16 protein-coding genes are annotated in these 13,366 nt (G+C 62.5%); 10 read left to right on the top strand and 6 right to left on the bottom strand.

Annotated features, from left to right (window positions below):
* The gene (gene phnF / locus H559_RS0109060; RefSeq protein WP_034640520.1) at positions 1-720 is read right to left on the bottom strand and encodes a phosphonate metabolism transcriptional regulator PhnF; all 720 of its coding nucleotides are present in this window, start codon (positions 718-720) and stop codon (positions 1-3) included.
* Between the two features lie 139 nt (positions 721-859).
* Between phnF and H559_RS0109055 the strand changes: the two genes are divergently transcribed.
* On the top strand, positions 860-1,705 hold the full coding sequence (locus tag H559_RS0109055; RefSeq protein WP_028452442.1) for a 23S rRNA (adenine(2030)-N(6))-methyltransferase RlmJ: 846 nt from the start codon (positions 860-862) through the stop codon (positions 1,703-1,705).
* A 72-nt stretch (positions 1,706-1,777) separates the two neighbouring features.
* Here the strand turns inward: H559_RS0109055 and H559_RS0109050 are convergent, their stop codons facing one another.
* Positions 1,778-2,389, bottom strand: a complete 612-nt coding sequence (locus tag H559_RS0109050) for a nitroreductase family protein (protein WP_034640517.1) — start codon at positions 2,387-2,389, stop codon at positions 1,778-1,780.
* A gap of 289 nt (positions 2,390-2,678) precedes the next feature.
* On the opposite strand from H559_RS0109050, the gene H559_RS0109045 reads away from it, so the two are divergent.
* Positions 2,679-3,581 carry a LysR family transcriptional regulator gene (locus H559_RS0109045; RefSeq protein ID WP_028452440.1) on the top strand — a complete coding sequence of 301 codons (903 nt, stop codon included), beginning with the start codon at positions 2,679-2,681 and terminating at the stop codon, positions 3,579-3,581.
* A gap of 229 nt (positions 3,582-3,810) precedes the next feature.
* On the opposite strand, the gene H559_RS19660 is transcribed toward H559_RS0109045, so the two are convergent.
* On the bottom strand, positions 3,811-4,689 hold the full coding sequence (locus H559_RS19660) for a polysaccharide deacetylase family protein (protein WP_051279180.1): 879 nt from the start codon (positions 4,687-4,689) through the stop codon (positions 3,811-3,813).
* 380 nt (positions 4,690-5,069) lie between these two features.
* Between H559_RS19660 and H559_RS0109035 the strand changes: the two genes are divergently transcribed.
* From H559_RS0109035 to rnk, 8 genes are all read left to right on the top strand, one after another.
* Complete coding sequence (locus H559_RS0109035; protein ID WP_028452439.1) at positions 5,070-5,966, top strand: carbohydrate ABC transporter permease; 897 nt, start codon at positions 5,070-5,072, stop codon at positions 5,964-5,966.
* A complete protein-coding gene (locus H559_RS19655) occupies positions 5,963-6,814 on the top strand; it encodes a carbohydrate ABC transporter permease (protein WP_051279178.1) in 852 nt (283 codons plus the stop codon). The genes H559_RS0109035 and H559_RS19655 overlap by 4 nt, the downstream gene beginning before the upstream one ends.
* 218 nt (positions 6,815-7,032) lie before the next feature.
* Complete coding sequence (dusA, locus tag H559_RS19650; protein WP_034640514.1) at positions 7,033-8,064, top strand: tRNA dihydrouridine(20/20a) synthase DusA; 1,032 nt, start codon at positions 7,033-7,035, stop codon at positions 8,062-8,064.
* Positions 8,061-8,705, top strand: coding sequence for a retropepsin-like aspartic protease family protein (locus H559_RS0109020; protein ID WP_028452438.1), 645 nt, complete (start codon positions 8,061-8,063; stop codon positions 8,703-8,705). Before dusA ends, H559_RS0109020 begins: the two co-directional genes overlap by 4 nt.
* 2 nt (positions 8,706-8,707) lie before the next feature.
* On the top strand, positions 8,708-9,310 hold the full coding sequence (gene rdgB / locus H559_RS0109015) for an RdgB/HAM1 family non-canonical purine NTP pyrophosphatase (RefSeq protein WP_028452437.1): 603 nt from the start codon (positions 8,708-8,710) through the stop codon (positions 9,308-9,310).
* A complete protein-coding gene (locus H559_RS0109010) occupies positions 9,307-9,537 on the top strand; it encodes a hypothetical protein (RefSeq protein ID WP_028452436.1) in 231 nt (76 codons plus the stop codon). Before rdgB ends, H559_RS0109010 begins: the two co-directional genes overlap by 4 nt.
* Positions 9,538-10,059, top strand: coding sequence for a hypothetical protein (locus H559_RS0109005; RefSeq protein ID WP_028452435.1), 522 nt, complete (start codon positions 9,538-9,540; stop codon positions 10,057-10,059).
* 327 nt (positions 10,060-10,386) lie between these two features.
* Positions 10,387-10,800, top strand: a complete 414-nt coding sequence (gene rnk, locus H559_RS0109000) for a nucleoside diphosphate kinase regulator (RefSeq protein WP_028452434.1) — start codon at positions 10,387-10,389, stop codon at positions 10,798-10,800.
* 256 nt (positions 10,801-11,056) lie between these two features.
* Here the strand turns inward: rnk and H559_RS19645 are convergent, their stop codons facing one another.
* The 3 genes from H559_RS19645 to earP form a co-directional block, all read right to left on the bottom strand.
* On the bottom strand, positions 11,057-11,383 hold the full coding sequence (locus H559_RS19645; RefSeq protein ID WP_281171361.1) for a DDE-type integrase/transposase/recombinase: 327 nt from the start codon (positions 11,381-11,383) through the stop codon (positions 11,057-11,059).
* 161 nt (positions 11,384-11,544) lie between these two features.
* A complete protein-coding gene (efp, locus tag H559_RS0108990) occupies positions 11,545-12,108 on the bottom strand; it encodes an elongation factor P (RefSeq protein WP_028452433.1) in 564 nt (187 codons plus the stop codon).
* 58 nt (positions 12,109-12,166) lie between these two features.
* Entirely contained in the window at positions 12,167-13,318 is a 1,152-nt protein-coding gene (gene earP / locus H559_RS19640) for an elongation factor P maturation arginine rhamnosyltransferase EarP (RefSeq protein ID WP_034640512.1), read from the bottom strand.
* Between the last annotated feature and the right edge of the window lie 48 nt (positions 13,319-13,366).

The raw sequence follows: 13,366 nt of genomic DNA, 5'->3' as shown, positions 1-13,366 counted from the left end.
TTATTCCGGCTCGATGGTCAGCTGCACGGCATTGCCCGCAAAACGGGTGATGCCGTACTCCACCGGCTGGCCCGCCGCATCCTGGTACACGCTCTCGACGTAGAGCACCGGCTGGCTTTTCGGCTGAGCCAGCCGGGCGGCCACCTCGGGGCGCGGCATGCGGGCGGTAATGCGCGAAAGCTTGCGGCTGATTCCTGCAATCCCCACCGCCTGCAGTGCTCCGACCATCGAACCGCACTGGCGCAGCGCCTCGGGCACACCGGCGCAGCGCGGCAGCGGCAGATATTCGGTGCAGACGCTGATCACCTGCCCTTCCACCTTGTCGAGCAGATCCAGCCGCAGCACGGCCCTGCCCGCATTCAGGCCCAGCATCGCGGCGACTTCATCGCTGGCAGGCTGCTCGGCCACGGACAGCAGCTCGATCATCCCGGTGAGATGCTGGGCATCCAGGCTGTGCGAGAAGCGCTCGCGCCGGCCCATGCGATAGGCGATCAGGTCTTCCTGCACGAAGGTGCCACGGCCCTGCTCGATGCGCACCAGCCCCTGGCTTTCCAGTTCCTGCAGCGCCCGGCGTACGGTGTGGCGGTTGACAGCAAAGCGCGCGGCCAGCTCGGTTTCCACCGGCAAGCGCCCATGCAGCTGCTTGCCGCTGATTTCCGCCGCCAGCGTTGCGGCAATGCGCCGCCATACTGCCAGCTCCCCGCCTCGTTGAACTGCCATCTGCCATATCCGTGAAAAAGGTGCGGCGATTATATGACGGCAAGGTTGCAGCGGCATAACAGGGCTTCCGCGTGTCGCATCTGTCACGGTGCGGCAACAGTTTCGGTAGAATGCCCGTTTTGCCTGCGACCGTTTCACCATGCTCAGCTACCGCCACGCCTTTCACGCCGGCAACCACGCCGATGTCCTCAAGCACTGCATCGAATTGCTGCTGCTCGACTACCTGAACCAGAAAGACAAGGCCTGGTGGTATATCGACAGCCACGCCGGCGCGGGGCTGTATGCGCTGACCGAGGGCTTTGCCGCGAAAAATGCCGAATTCAATACCGGCATCGGCAAGCTGTGGCATGCAGGCAATCTGTCCGAGCCACTCAAGCGCTATGTGGCCGCAGTCAAGGCCATCAATCCCGGTGGCGAGCTGCGTCACTATCCGGGCTCGCCGTGGTTCGCGCTGCAATGCGCGCGTGCGGATGACCGGCTCAAGCTCTTCGAGCTGCATCCGAGCGATTTTGACTTGCTGGCGGGCAATTTCGAGCACGTCGGTCGCCGCGCTCAGCTCACCAAAACCGACGGCTTCAATGCGCTCAAAAGCGTTTTGCCGCCACAACCGCGCCGCGCGCTGACGCTGATCGACCCGCCGTATGAAGTCAAGGATGACTACCAGCGCGTGCCCGCTGCGCTGGAAGAAGCACTGCGGCGTTTTGCCACCGGCACCTATGCCGTGTGGTATCCGCTGCTCGGCCGCGCGGACACCCGCGAAATGCCGGAGAAGCTGAAAAAACTCCCAGCACACGGCTGGCTGCGCGCCGAACTGCAGGTGCGCACGCCCGCGCGCGACGGCTTCGGCATGCACGGCAGCGGCATGTTCATCGTCAACCCGCCGTGGACACTCGCCGCCACGCTGGAGAAGCTGATGCCCGAACTGGTCGAGCTGCTGGGTGAAGATGCCGGCGCGATATTCGTGCTGGAGCACCACAGCCAGTAAGCGGCCGCCTGCTCCTGCCCGTGTTCCTGCCGCTGCGCCGCTACGGCTTCCGCCTGGCATCAGCGTGCCGCGTCACACCATTTCCAGCACGGCTGCCACCGGCTTGCGCGGTTTTTGCGGCCAGTTGCCGGACGCGGCCACACCGACCGGCAGCAGCATCACCGGAATGTCGTCGGCCCCCAGGCCGAATTCCTGTGCCACCGCCGCCTCATCGAAGCCGATCATCGGACAGCTGGCCAGCCCCATGCCTTCGGCCGCCAGCATCAGCGTCATCGCCGCCAGTGATGCGGAACGGATGGCTTCGTCGCGCTGCAGCTGCGGATTGTTGCCATAGCCCTCAGTCGCGTAATGCACCAGCGTTGCCTGCAGGCCGGCGTCGAAAATGCCGGCATCCACCGTCGCCTGCAGCGTGGCGTGCAGATCGGTGTGCGGAGCAAGTCTCCCGCAGACGATGAAGGTCACCGCCGCCTGCTGCACTTTCTCCTGCCCGTAGGCATGCTGCAACAGCCGCGCCTTGGCTGCCGCGCTGCGCACGGCGACAAAGCGCCAGTTCTGGCTGTTGTAGGCGCTGGGCGCCAGCGTGGCGAGGCGAATCAGCTCGGCCACCTGCGCATCAGACAGGGCTTGCCCGGCCGCGAAGTAATTGCAGGAAATGCGCTGTTCGATCAGGGTCTGGATATTCATAGTAATTTCTCCGGAATTCGGTCCTGGGCCAGGCAAGCCAGCCCGCATAGATAATCCGGGTATTGTCATGCAGCCCTTTTATATAAAAGCCTTCAGAACAATACCCAATAAAGTACTTGACTCTCCTTTTGCCCGGCCAGCCACTGTAGCCGGGCAAGCTGGAGCAATTGCCGTGCAGGCCAGTGGTTTGGCGCTGTCTCGCATCCGGGCAATGCAGGCAGTGTGCGGCGAAACCTGATCACGATAAATGTGGTAAAAGTTCGCACATTACTAATCACAGGTTAGCAATATGGACAAGTTGCGCGGCATGCAGGTGTTCGTAACCGTGGCCGATTGCGGCAGCTTCAGCGCGGCAGCTGCGCAGCTGGGCATGTCGGCGGTGATGGTCGGCAAGTACATCCAGCAGCTGGAACAGCATCTGGGCAGTCGTCTGATGGAGCGCAGCACGCGCCGGCAAAGCCTCAGCGAGGCGGGCAAGGCCTATTACACGCACTGCAGGCAGGTGCTGGAGCTGGTTGAAGCCGCCGAGGCCTCGGTCGCCAGCCTGCACAGCGCCCCTCGCGGCCTGCTGCGCGTGAGTGCCCCTTTGACGCTGGGGCGGCAAGTCATTGCGCCACTGCTGGCGGACTATCTGGCCCGCTACCCGGAAGTGCAGATCGAGCTGATGCTGAGCAACAGCCGGGTTGACCTGATCGGCGACGGCTACGATCTGGCAATCCGCATCGGCGCACAGCCGGACGAAGGGCTGGTGGCCCGCGCGCTACCGGCCTACCAGCTGGCACTGGCCGCTGCGCCCTCGTATCTCGCCGCGCACGGCACGCCGCAGCACCCTTCCGAACTGGCTGCGCACCACTGCCTGACCCAGCGGGTCTGGAATGAACGCCAGGGCTGGGTCAGCCTGCCCGACCGCGACGGCCAGGACTGGCCAACGACCAGCCGGCTGGCCTGCAACGACAGCCAGGCCCTGCTGCTGGCGGCACGGCAAGGCGCCGGCATCATCCTGCAGCCGCTAGTATTGCTGGCCGAGGACGTGGCCGCCGGGCGGCTGGTCACGCTGCTGTCGGATTTCTGGCCCGCCCCGCTGCCCTGCCACCTGCTGTATCTGCCCGATACCCGCCCGCGCCCCAGGCTGCACAGCCTAGTCGATTTCCTGCTCGGAACATTGCCAGGGTATATACCTGCAGCCAATTGAAATTAATGGCTGCAGCCACATACCCAGAAAGTATTCCGCCAATCAAACTCTTGGCGCGGCCTTCCAGCCGCCATTACGGTGCAGACCGGAATCCATTGCTTCCGTTTGCAGATGCAGTCTCGATAGCGGCTTTCGCCGGTATGACAGAGAGGCTCTTTCACATTGCGGCGACGCAATCGACTCGGCAACACGATTCCGGGAGATCGCCAGAAAACGCCCGATCAGGCCGTCAGCGCGCCGCCGCCATGGCCTGCGGCATCGTGCGGTAGGGCTGAATACCGAGCAGCTGATCCACCGTCACCAGTTCATAGCCGCCGGCGCGCAGCCACGGAATCAGCGCATCGACCGCCGCCACCGTCTTTCCGCGCTTGCCGCCACCATCGTGCATCAGCACGATGGCTTCCTCGTGCACGTAATCCTGCAGGCCGCGCTCGATATTGTGGCGGCCGAACAGCATGCGGTTGCGGTTCCAGTCCTGCGTATCGAGCGACCAGAGGATGACTTTCATCCCCTTATCCTGCAGTTTCGCGATCTGCTCGTTGCTGATGTGGCCGTAGGGCGGACGCATCAATACCGGCTCGATTCCGAGCTTGCTCTTGTAGAGTGCCTGAGTACGGGCCAGCTGTTCGTCCCACCAGTAGGCCTCGTCGGTATCCACCATATCGGGATGGTCCCAGGTGTGATTGCCCAGCGTGTGCCCCTCTCGCAAGGCCCGTTCAGCCATTTCCGTGCGACCGGCCAGGTTCTGCCCCAGCCAGAAGAAGGTGGCATGCACCTTGTGCCGCGCCAGCACGTCGAGCAGGGCCGGAGTGTCTTCGGCCGGGCCATCATCAAAGGTCAGCGCGATCAGGCGCCGGTGCGTCGGTCCTTCCAGCCACACCTGGCCGGGGAAGCGCTGCGCCTGTCCTTCCATCTCGGCCAGCTGCACCTGATCCCAGTTGGCCAGATAGGGCGTACGAACCGTTTGCCGGGCCTTGGGGCTGGCAGCCGCCACCTCCGAGGCTGCCGGCGCCGGCCGTGGCCACCATTCCCATGCTGTCCAGCCAGTGACCAGCAGGAGCAGCAAAGCGGCGAGGCTGGCCCGCCAGTGTTGTTTCAGCAGCGTCATGCCTTCCTCCTGCGGCACATCGCCACGCGGGACTGCGTGACTGATTGCAGCATGGCGCAGAAAACGCCCGCCAGTTTGTCGCGGCTTGCGGTTTTAGCGCCATCCGGGCAGAAAGCGGCACAACCCCAGACCGCCCCCCGGCCCGAACCACAGGCAGAGCAAGAGCCCGCCCGCCAGCAGCAAACAGGCCATCTGGCGCCAGTAACGCCGTATCCGTTCAATCATTGTCCCACCTCCGCCAGCAGTACCCGCCAAGTATGCACGCCCTCCTCGCCTGGCCGCTGCACGCGGAACTCATTTGCATCACATCCGCAAAAAATGACAAATGCTGTCGGCCGCCTGAAGCCAGAATGAGGGCAGATCATCGCAGGAGCATCAATATGGCTCGCCCCGGAGTTTCCGAGCGTACGGCATGGCTGTTCATGGCGCCATTCCTGCTGCTGTTTGCCACATTCACGCTCTGGCCGGTGCTGTTCAACGGCTGGCTGGCCTTTCATGACTATTTCCTGCTTTCAGGCAACACGGCATGGAATGGTTTCGCCAATTTCGTTTTCCTTGCGGAAGACAAACAGTACTTCCATCCAGCGCTGCTCCATTCATTGATCTTCCTGCTGGTGGTGCCACTCTTGCAGCTGGTCGCCTTCGGCCTGGCGCTGCTGGTGCGCCCCCGCCGCCCCGGTACCGGTTTTTTCCGGGCGCTGTTCTATTCGCCGGTCATCCTGTCCGTCGCCATTGCGGCAGTGGTCTGGCAGCAATTGCTGCTGCCGGACGGGCTGGTGAACTGGCTGATCGCCAGCGTGACCGGCCTTGCCCGCCACCACCCGCCCGACTGGCTGAACGATGCGGATTACGCACTGGCCGCCACCATGCTGTTCTTCTGCTGGAAATACGCCGGTTACTACATGGTGCTGTATCTGGCCGGATTGCAGTCGGTCCCGCGATCGCTGCTGGAAGCGGCGATGCTCGACGGCGCCGGTGCCTGGGCGCGCCTGCGCCATGTCACGCTGCCGGCCATGCAGCCGGTCATCCTGCTATCGACACTGCTTTCAACCATTGCCGCGCTGAAGGCCTTCCAGGAAATCATCGTCCTGACCGGCGGCGATGCAGGAACCAGCACGCTCCTCGTATATGCGTATTTCGTCGGCTTTTACGGGCAGAACTTCGGTGTGGCCGGGGCGGTGGCGCTACTGCTGACACTCTTCTGCCTGCTGCTGGCCTGGCTGCAGATGCACTGGCTGGGTGAACACGGCGTACTGCGCCACGGAGGTGTGAAATGAACCATCCACTTCGCCCCGCAGTGGGGGCGCACTATCTGGCACTGGCCGTCTTTGCCGTTTTTGCGGCTTTTCCACTGCTGTGGACACTTTCGGTCGCACTGTCCGGTGATCCCTCGCGCATGTGGTTCTTCCCGGAAGCGCTGATTCCGCACGAGCCGGGGCTGATCTGGTTCCAGCGTGTGATCGATGAAATTCCGGTCGGGCGTTATCTGTTGAATTCGCTGGGCATCGCGCTTTCGACCATGCTGCTGAGCACGCTACTGGCCATTCCCTGCGGCTATGCGCTGTCGCAGATTCCATTTCGCGGCAGCAATGCGCTCTTCGTGCTGTGCCTGATCGCGATGATGCTGCCCGGCGAGCTGGCCATCATTCCGAACTTTCTGACCTTTTCGCGGCTCGACCTGCTCGACACCTACAGCGCCGTCGTACTGCCGGCGCTGGCAAGCGCATTTGGCGTATTCCTGATGCGGCAGGCCTTCCAGGATCTGCCGCAGGAAACGCTGGACGCCGCCCGCGTCGACGGCGCCAGCGAATGGCAGTTGCTATGGCGCATCGCCCTGCCGCAATGCAGGCCGATGGTGTCGGCGCTGATGATTTTCACCTTCGTGCAAAGCTGGAACGATTACCTGTGGCCGGCCGTGGTGCTGAAAGACCGCCTCAAGATGCCGCTGGCAGTCGGCATCTTCAACGACCTCACCGGCCCCTTCTCGACCTCGACCAGCATGGTGATGGCAGCGGTCATCGTCGCAGCGCTGCCGGTGCTGGTCGGCTTCGTGCTGACCCAGCGCTACTTCGTCGGCAACCCGAAGCAGGACGCCGAAGAAAACACCTCGAATACCGGGCAGTAGTCCGGCTCTTCCAGTCCGTGCCGCCGCCTCCTGGCGGCACGGACCTGACCGCCCCCACACCGCCCGGCAAGGAAATCGCGTCTCTTGCCCTCATCCGCGGGTAAAATGACGGGCAGGCTGCCCAGCCCGGGTGGATGATTCCGGCGGATTTTTCACCGAAATCTACCGCGCTCGGGCCTCCAGGCATGCACTTACCCACAGAAACAACAGAAATCGACATGACGCAGAACACGGCCAAACCCGCAGCAACACTGGAAAACTCAGCAAAACCGCCCCGCCGCCGCTTCTGCGTCGCCCCGATGCTCGACTGGACCGATCGCTTCTATCGCCGATTTGCGCGCGAGCTTTCCGCGCATGCCTTTCTCTATACCGAAATGGTCAATACCGGCGCCATCCTGCACGGCGACCAGCGTCGGCATTTGCGCTTCGACCCCGTCGAGCAGCCGCTTGCGCTGCAGCTGGGTGGTTCGGAACCGAGTGATCTAGCGCGCTGTGCGCGGATTGCGGAGGACTGGGGCTATGACGAGGTCAACCTGAATGTGGGCTGCCCGTCGGAGCGCGTGCAGTCCGGTTCTTTCGGCGCCTGCCTGATGCTGGAGCCGCAGCTGGTTGCTGAGTGTGTGCGGGCCATGCGCGATGCCTGCCGCATCGATGTCACGGTCAAGCACCGCATCGGCATCGATCAGGTCGAGGAGTACGCCTTCGTGCGCGATTTTGTCGGCCACGTAGCCGAAGCCGGCTGCAATACCTTTATCGTGCATGCGCGCAACGCCATCCTGAAAGGGCTGTCGCCGAAAGAAAATCGCGACATCCCGCCGCTGAAGTATCACTATGCCTGGCAACTGAAAGAGGATTTCCCCGATCTGGAAATCATCGTCAACGGCGGGCTGACCACCCACGCGGCGTGCGCGGAACAATTGCTGCATGTCGACGGTGTGATGGTCGGGCGCGAGGCCTATCACAACCCCTGGTTCCTTAAAGAGGTTGACAGCCTGTATTATGGGGAAAGCACGACGCCGCATGATCGCCATGCCACCATTCTGGCCCTGCGGCAGTTCGTTGAAGCCGAGCTGGCTGACGGTGTGCCGCTGCGCATCATCGCCCGCCACCTGCTCGGGCTGTTTCACGGCATCCGCGGCGGCCGGCAGTGGCGCCGCATGCTCTCGGACGCCACCTTACTGAAAAATGCCGGCTGGCCGCTGATCGAGGCGGCGCTGGCCGCCATCGACCAACGCGAGGACGAAGGATGAAACGCAGGCTTGCCGCACTACTGACTCTGCTGCTGGCCGGCCAGGCTCTGGCCACGGAAGTGACGCTGATTGCCGTCATGGGCAACAAGGGCATTTTCAGCATCAATGGCCAGCGCAAGACGCTGTCACCCGGGCAGAGCGTCGACGGTCTGCGCGTGCAGAGCATCAGCAGCGATGCGGCAACCATCGTGATCGACGGCAGCAGCAAAACCCTGCTGCTTGGCCAGGGGTATGTAAGCACAGCCTCTTCTGGTTCTGGGTCTGGCGGCAATACCCTCACCCTGTCACCCGATCCCAGCGGCCACTACTGGACCACGTTCAGCATCAACGGACGCTCCGTGCGCGGGCTGGTCGATACCGGAGCCACCACGCTGGCAATGTCGGCCAGCCTGGCAGCACAGCTGGGCCTGAATACCAAAGGCGGACGCGCCGGGCGGGCACAGACGGCCAATGGTGTCGTCAGCATGGCCATCATCAAAGTACCGGAACTGCGCCTGGGTGATGTACCGCTTTACGATGTGACGGTCGCGGTGGCAGAAGGCAATGCCCTCGATACCCCGCTGATCGGCATGTCCGTCCTCAACCGTTTCCACATCAAGAGCGACAACGGCATGATGTTGCTTACCAAGAAGAATTTTTAACGATGCACAAGATCGTCCTCGCCAGCAATAACGCCGGCAAAGTCAAAGAATTCAACCGCATGCTCGCACCGCTGGGCTGGGAAGTCATCCCGCAGGGCGAGCTGGGCGTCGGTGAGGCGGAAGAGCCGCACGGCACCTTCATCGAAAATGCACTCGCCAAGGCACGCCATGCGGCCGCCGCTACCGGCCTGCCTGCGCTGGCCGATGATTCCGGCATCTGCGTACACGCACTGGGCGGCAAGCCAGGCGTGTTATCGGCGCGCTTCGCGAGCCTCCCGGGCGAGCCGAAATCGGACGCTCGCAACAATGAAAAGCTGGTGCGCGAGCTGCAGGGCAAAACTGATCGCCGCGCCTACTACTACGCCGCACTGGTGCTAGTGCGCAGCGTCGACGACCCGCAGCCGCTGTTTGCCGACGGCATCTGTGCCGGTGAAATCATCGATGAGCCCCGCGGCGATGGCGGCTTCGGCTACGACCCGCATTTCTGGCTACCGGAATTCGGCAAGACGGTCGCCGAAATCACGGCGGATGAAAAATCGGCCATTTCGCACCGTGGCCGCGCCATCCGTGCGCTGGTCGCCAAACTGCAGGAGGCTGGGCTATGAGCGCCTGCGGCAACGAAGCTCGCTATGCGGTCTGGACCCGTGCCGACGGCACGGTGGTATCGTGCACCGAGAAAGTAAAGGTGATGAACGAGAATCTGGATGAACTCAGCCAGATGCTGCAGGACGCCTTCGAGGACGGCCTGCTGCTGGAAGTCACGCCACAGCAGATGAAAGACGTGCTGCACAAGCTCGTCGATGGCCTCTACGACCCCTGGGATGCGCGCTGAATGATGCGCGGCACACTACTGCCGCGCCGCATTCCCGCCGCCGCCCTGCGCTTTCCGCTGACGCGCCGGCGCCTGCTTGTACTGGCCATTGCCAATCCGCTGCTCGCCGCCGCCTGCCTTGCGTCCCTGCAGCTGCAAAGTGTGGTGGTGACACCGGTCGCCAAGGCAATACTGGCTCTGCAGGCCCTGCTGCTCGCCATTCTGCTGCTGGCAGCACTGATGTTCCTGTTCAGCAATGGTCTGCTGCGCTGGTCGCGCTTCCAGCTTGCACTTGAAGCAGATGGCCTGCACATCAGTTCCCGGCGCGGCAGCAGCCGGATTGGCTGGCACAATGTGCGAGAGGTAACAGTCTGCCAGCAGCTCTCCGGTGATTACCTGGTGCTGCAGTTGCAAGGCCTGCCGCGCGCCACGCTAAGGCTGCCGGCACTCGCAGCGGATGCCAGCCTGCTGGCCAGCGAACTGCGGCAGTGGCGCGATGCAATGGAACAACAGTGCAGCCTGTCGCCGGATCAGCCTCGTTGATGCTGCGCTCCGAAGCCTGAACCTTCACGAGGGAGGGCCTGCCCGCCCAAACCCTGTTGCGCGCGAGCAAGCCTGCTGCCGCGAAGAAAAACCCCGAGAGGCCGGCACAATGGCAGCGATGGCCACATACCCAACACCCCTTACGACTGAAACCCATTTTAATAAAAGGCCTCAACTGCATACCCATGGCCGCTCTGCAAGGTGAATATCTACACCCCTGCCTCGCAGAACCTTTATGACACGCATGGGTCCAATCTGCGTTACCCCTCAGGCCAGCCCTTGCGGCTGGCTTTTCCCATTGGATTTCCGGACTCTTGGAGAACGCCGATGCAGACCCTGCCACCCATCACCGTCACCACACTCGACAGCGCCAGACTGTATGCGCTACTGGGGCGTCTGCCTGCCAGTGCCTTTCCCGAAGCCGAGGCGCTGGAAGCCGAGCTGGCTCGTGCAGCCGTGCTGGAGCCGCAGGACATGCCGCCCGATGTGGTCACCATGCGCTCCACCGCCCGCTTTGCCATGCAGCCCGGCGGACGCGAATTCGAGCTGACACTGTGCTACCCGGACGAGCTGGACGGCAGCCCCGGCAAGGTGTCGATCACCGCCCCGGTCGGCAGCGCCCTGCTCGGGCTGGCCGTCGGACAGGAAATCGCCTGGCCGGCACCGGGCGGGCAGCAGATCACGGTCCGGCTGATGGAAGTCACCTGGCAGCCCGAACGCGCCGGCTTTCTGCGTCTGTAAATATCCAGCTAGAGAATGAACTCAAAACCGGCCTAGCTGTGAATAGCTACACGCCCTAGGTGTAGCCAGTATCAAGCGCACAACTCTGGTAGACCACAGCCACCCAAGCGCTCCAGCCAGGCTGCGCATTGCGCAGCCTGGCTGGAGCGAGAAAAGCTGGCTTGCGCTTGTAAATCGCCTCAATGTAATCAAAGATGTCTGCCTTGGCCACCACTCGCATCGCGTAGCGTCGCTGGAACACTCGCTCGTTTTCTAATTATTGAAGAAGGACGCTGCCCCAGCAGTTGCCCTTGCGACTCATCGATGCCGTCATGCCATAGCTGCTCAACAGTTGTGCTACTCGTGGCTGCAGTACCGGCTCCCCCGATCCTATTCGGTGCAGCACGCCGGTCATGAAATGACGGCGGAACCATGGCATGCGCAGCGCACTCATGATCAGTTCGCGCGTCATCCGGCTGTCCATTGCCCAGCCGATGGCAGCACGGACGCACAGGTCCATCACGACCACCAAACACAACCAACCCTCCTGTGTCTGGATGAAGGTGACGTCAGTCATCCAGACCTGATCCGGCTTATCGACCACAAACTGTCTGCTCAGCAGTTTCGACGCCTCCGGCAGCTTGTGTTTGCTGGCGGTCGTGACCTTGTGGAACCGCTTGTGGCAAACAAAACAGCCCCGCACTGGCGGGGCTGTTTGCTGTGCAGCACGATGCTGCGCGACACAAGCCTTGCGGCTTCTGGCACTTAGGCGCGCTTCTTGAATTCGCCGGTACGGGTGTCGATTTCGATCTTGTCACCGATTTCGATGAAGGCGGCAACCTGGATCTGGGTTTCGGTGCCCACCAGCTTGGCCGGCTTCATCACCTTGCCGGAAGTGTCACCACGTACGGCCGGTTCGGTGTACTCGACTTCGCGCACGATGGTGGTCGGCAGCTCGACGGAGATGGCCTTGCCGTCGTAGAAGGTCACTTCACAAACGTCGGTCATGCCGTCAACGATGAAGGCTGCGGTATCGCCGAGGTTTTCGGCTTCGACTTCGTACTGGTTGTATTCGGTGTCCATGAACACGAACATCGGATCGGCGAAGTAGGAGTAGGTGCACTCTTTCTTGTCCAGAACCACGACATCGAACTTGTCGTCAGCCTTGAAGACGGATTCGGAAGCCGAATCGGTCAGCAGGTTTTTCATCTTCATCTTCACAACAGCGGCGTTGCGACCGGACTTGTTGTATTCGGTCTTTTGCACGACCAGCGGCTGGCCATCGACCATGATCACGTTACCAGCGCGGACTTCCTGAGCGGTCTTCATTACTGAGATTCCTGTTACTGCGAGGCAGAAGGTTAGTTGGATATGAAAAAACGCGCGATTATACCCTGCCCGCCACGAAGCTGACCAGATTAGCCGCCAGATTACCGTGCTGCGCCAGTTGCTTAGCCCAGCCACGCGCATGCAGCGCCAGATCCGGCAAGGTCCGCAGCCAGTTCTGCCAGACTGCGCCATCCGTCTGCTCGCGATTCCAGGCTGCCAGCGCCGCCGCGCAGGCCGCCGCAGCACCGGCCGGGCAATCCGCCAGATAGCGCGCCTGCCAGGCGGCCAGCTTGTCGAGATGGGCCTCTTCCTCCTGGCGGTAGATGTGCCAGACGAGCGGCTTGCCTGCCCACTGCGCGCGCACAAAGCTGTCCTCGCCACGCACGAAATTCACGTCGCAGCTCCACAGCAGGCGGTCGTAATCGTCCTGCGCCAGCATGGGCAGGGCGAGCAACTGCAGGTTGCCGCGCTGCCAGAGCATTCCGGGCTCGATATACCCACCAGCATATTCGTCCACAGCCTTTGAAATCAAAGAGTCTGGTACATATACCCTTGATAGAGCAGAATCGGCGGCGAGCACATCAAGCAAGGAGGGCAGTGCGCGGTTCGGGTAGGCAAACAGCGACAGCTGCCGCTGCGCCAGGCGTTGGCCGGCGAGCGCTTTCGAGGCCGGATTGATGAACTGCGCCAGAAAACGGGCTGCATCGCCGGCATGCCAGCGTTCGCGTTCGATCTGCTGCCGGTGTTCCTGCAGCAGGCCGCCGGTGCCTGCGACAAAGCCGGGAAAAAAGAAGAATTTCTGCAAACCCTGCCCTTGCGGCGACGCGAGGCCATGACAGCCCGTCACCCACTCCTCGGCACTTAGATATTCCAGATTGAGCCAGCAGCGCGTCACGCCGGGCATGGCGGCGCGGTACGCCGCAGGCAGCTCGCAGGCAAAGGCCTCGATCACCACTTCCGCCGGCACGACACCGTCAAACGTACCGGACCAGTGCGCGACCGTGACGCCTGCCAGCAGCTGGCCGGCAGCCGCCACATCGAGCTCCGGTGCGATGCGGGCAAAGCTGGCCAGATCATCCACCCACAGCCGCACGGGCAGGTCGAACTCGTCAGCCAGCTGGCGCGCCAGCCGCCAGCACACGCCGATGTCGCCAAAATTGTCCACGACCCTGCAGAAAATATCCCAGCGCGGGCTGGCAACCTGAGTCATCACTTCAGCACAATCCATGATTGGAAAACACGTCGACAGGAAAAACAA

Source organism: Chitinilyticum aquatile DSM 21506, assembly GCF_000430805.1.
GTDB lineage: Bacteria > Pseudomonadota > Gammaproteobacteria > Burkholderiales > Chitinibacteraceae > Chitinilyticum > Chitinilyticum aquatile.
Note: the sequence above shows the minus strand (reverse complement) of the source record. Positions and strands in the feature narration are given on the sequence as shown.

What these genes read in the sequence shown, in the direction of transcription:
- phnF (WP_034640520.1), bottom strand. Translation starts at nt 720, where the DNA reads ATGGCAGTTCAACGAGGCGGGGAGCTGGCAGTATGGCGGCGCATTGCC.
- H559_RS0109055 (WP_028452442.1), top strand. Translation starts at nt 860, where the DNA reads ATGCTCAGCTACCGCCACGCCTTTCACGCCGGCAACCACGCCGATGTC.
- H559_RS0109050 (WP_034640517.1), bottom strand. Translation starts at nt 2,389, where the DNA reads ATGAATATCCAGACCCTGATCGAACAGCGCATTTCCTGCAATTACTTC.
- H559_RS0109045 (WP_028452440.1), top strand. Translation starts at nt 2,679, where the DNA reads ATGGACAAGTTGCGCGGCATGCAGGTGTTCGTAACCGTGGCCGATTGC.
- H559_RS19660 (WP_051279180.1), bottom strand. Translation starts at nt 4,689, where the DNA reads ATGACGCTGCTGAAACAACACTGGCGGGCCAGCCTCGCCGCTTTGCTG.
- H559_RS0109035 (WP_028452439.1), top strand. Translation starts at nt 5,070, where the DNA reads ATGGCTCGCCCCGGAGTTTCCGAGCGTACGGCATGGCTGTTCATGGCG.
- H559_RS19655 (WP_051279178.1), top strand. Translation starts at nt 5,963, where the DNA reads ATGAACCATCCACTTCGCCCCGCAGTGGGGGCGCACTATCTGGCACTG.
- dusA (WP_034640514.1), top strand. Translation starts at nt 7,033, where the DNA reads ATGACGCAGAACACGGCCAAACCCGCAGCAACACTGGAAAACTCAGCA.
- H559_RS0109020 (WP_028452438.1), top strand. Translation starts at nt 8,061, where the DNA reads ATGAAACGCAGGCTTGCCGCACTACTGACTCTGCTGCTGGCCGGCCAG.
- rdgB (WP_028452437.1), top strand. Translation starts at nt 8,708, where the DNA reads ATGCACAAGATCGTCCTCGCCAGCAATAACGCCGGCAAAGTCAAAGAA.
- H559_RS0109010 (WP_028452436.1), top strand. Translation starts at nt 9,307, where the DNA reads ATGAGCGCCTGCGGCAACGAAGCTCGCTATGCGGTCTGGACCCGTGCC.
- H559_RS0109005 (WP_028452435.1), top strand. Translation starts at nt 9,538, where the DNA reads ATGATGCGCGGCACACTACTGCCGCGCCGCATTCCCGCCGCCGCCCTG.
- rnk (WP_028452434.1), top strand. Translation starts at nt 10,387, where the DNA reads ATGCAGACCCTGCCACCCATCACCGTCACCACACTCGACAGCGCCAGA.
- efp (WP_028452433.1), bottom strand. Translation starts at nt 12,108, where the DNA reads ATGAAGACCGCTCAGGAAGTCCGCGCTGGTAACGTGATCATGGTCGAT.
- earP (WP_034640512.1), bottom strand. Translation starts at nt 13,318, where the DNA reads ATGACTCAGGTTGCCAGCCCGCGCTGGGATATTTTCTGCAGGGTCGTG.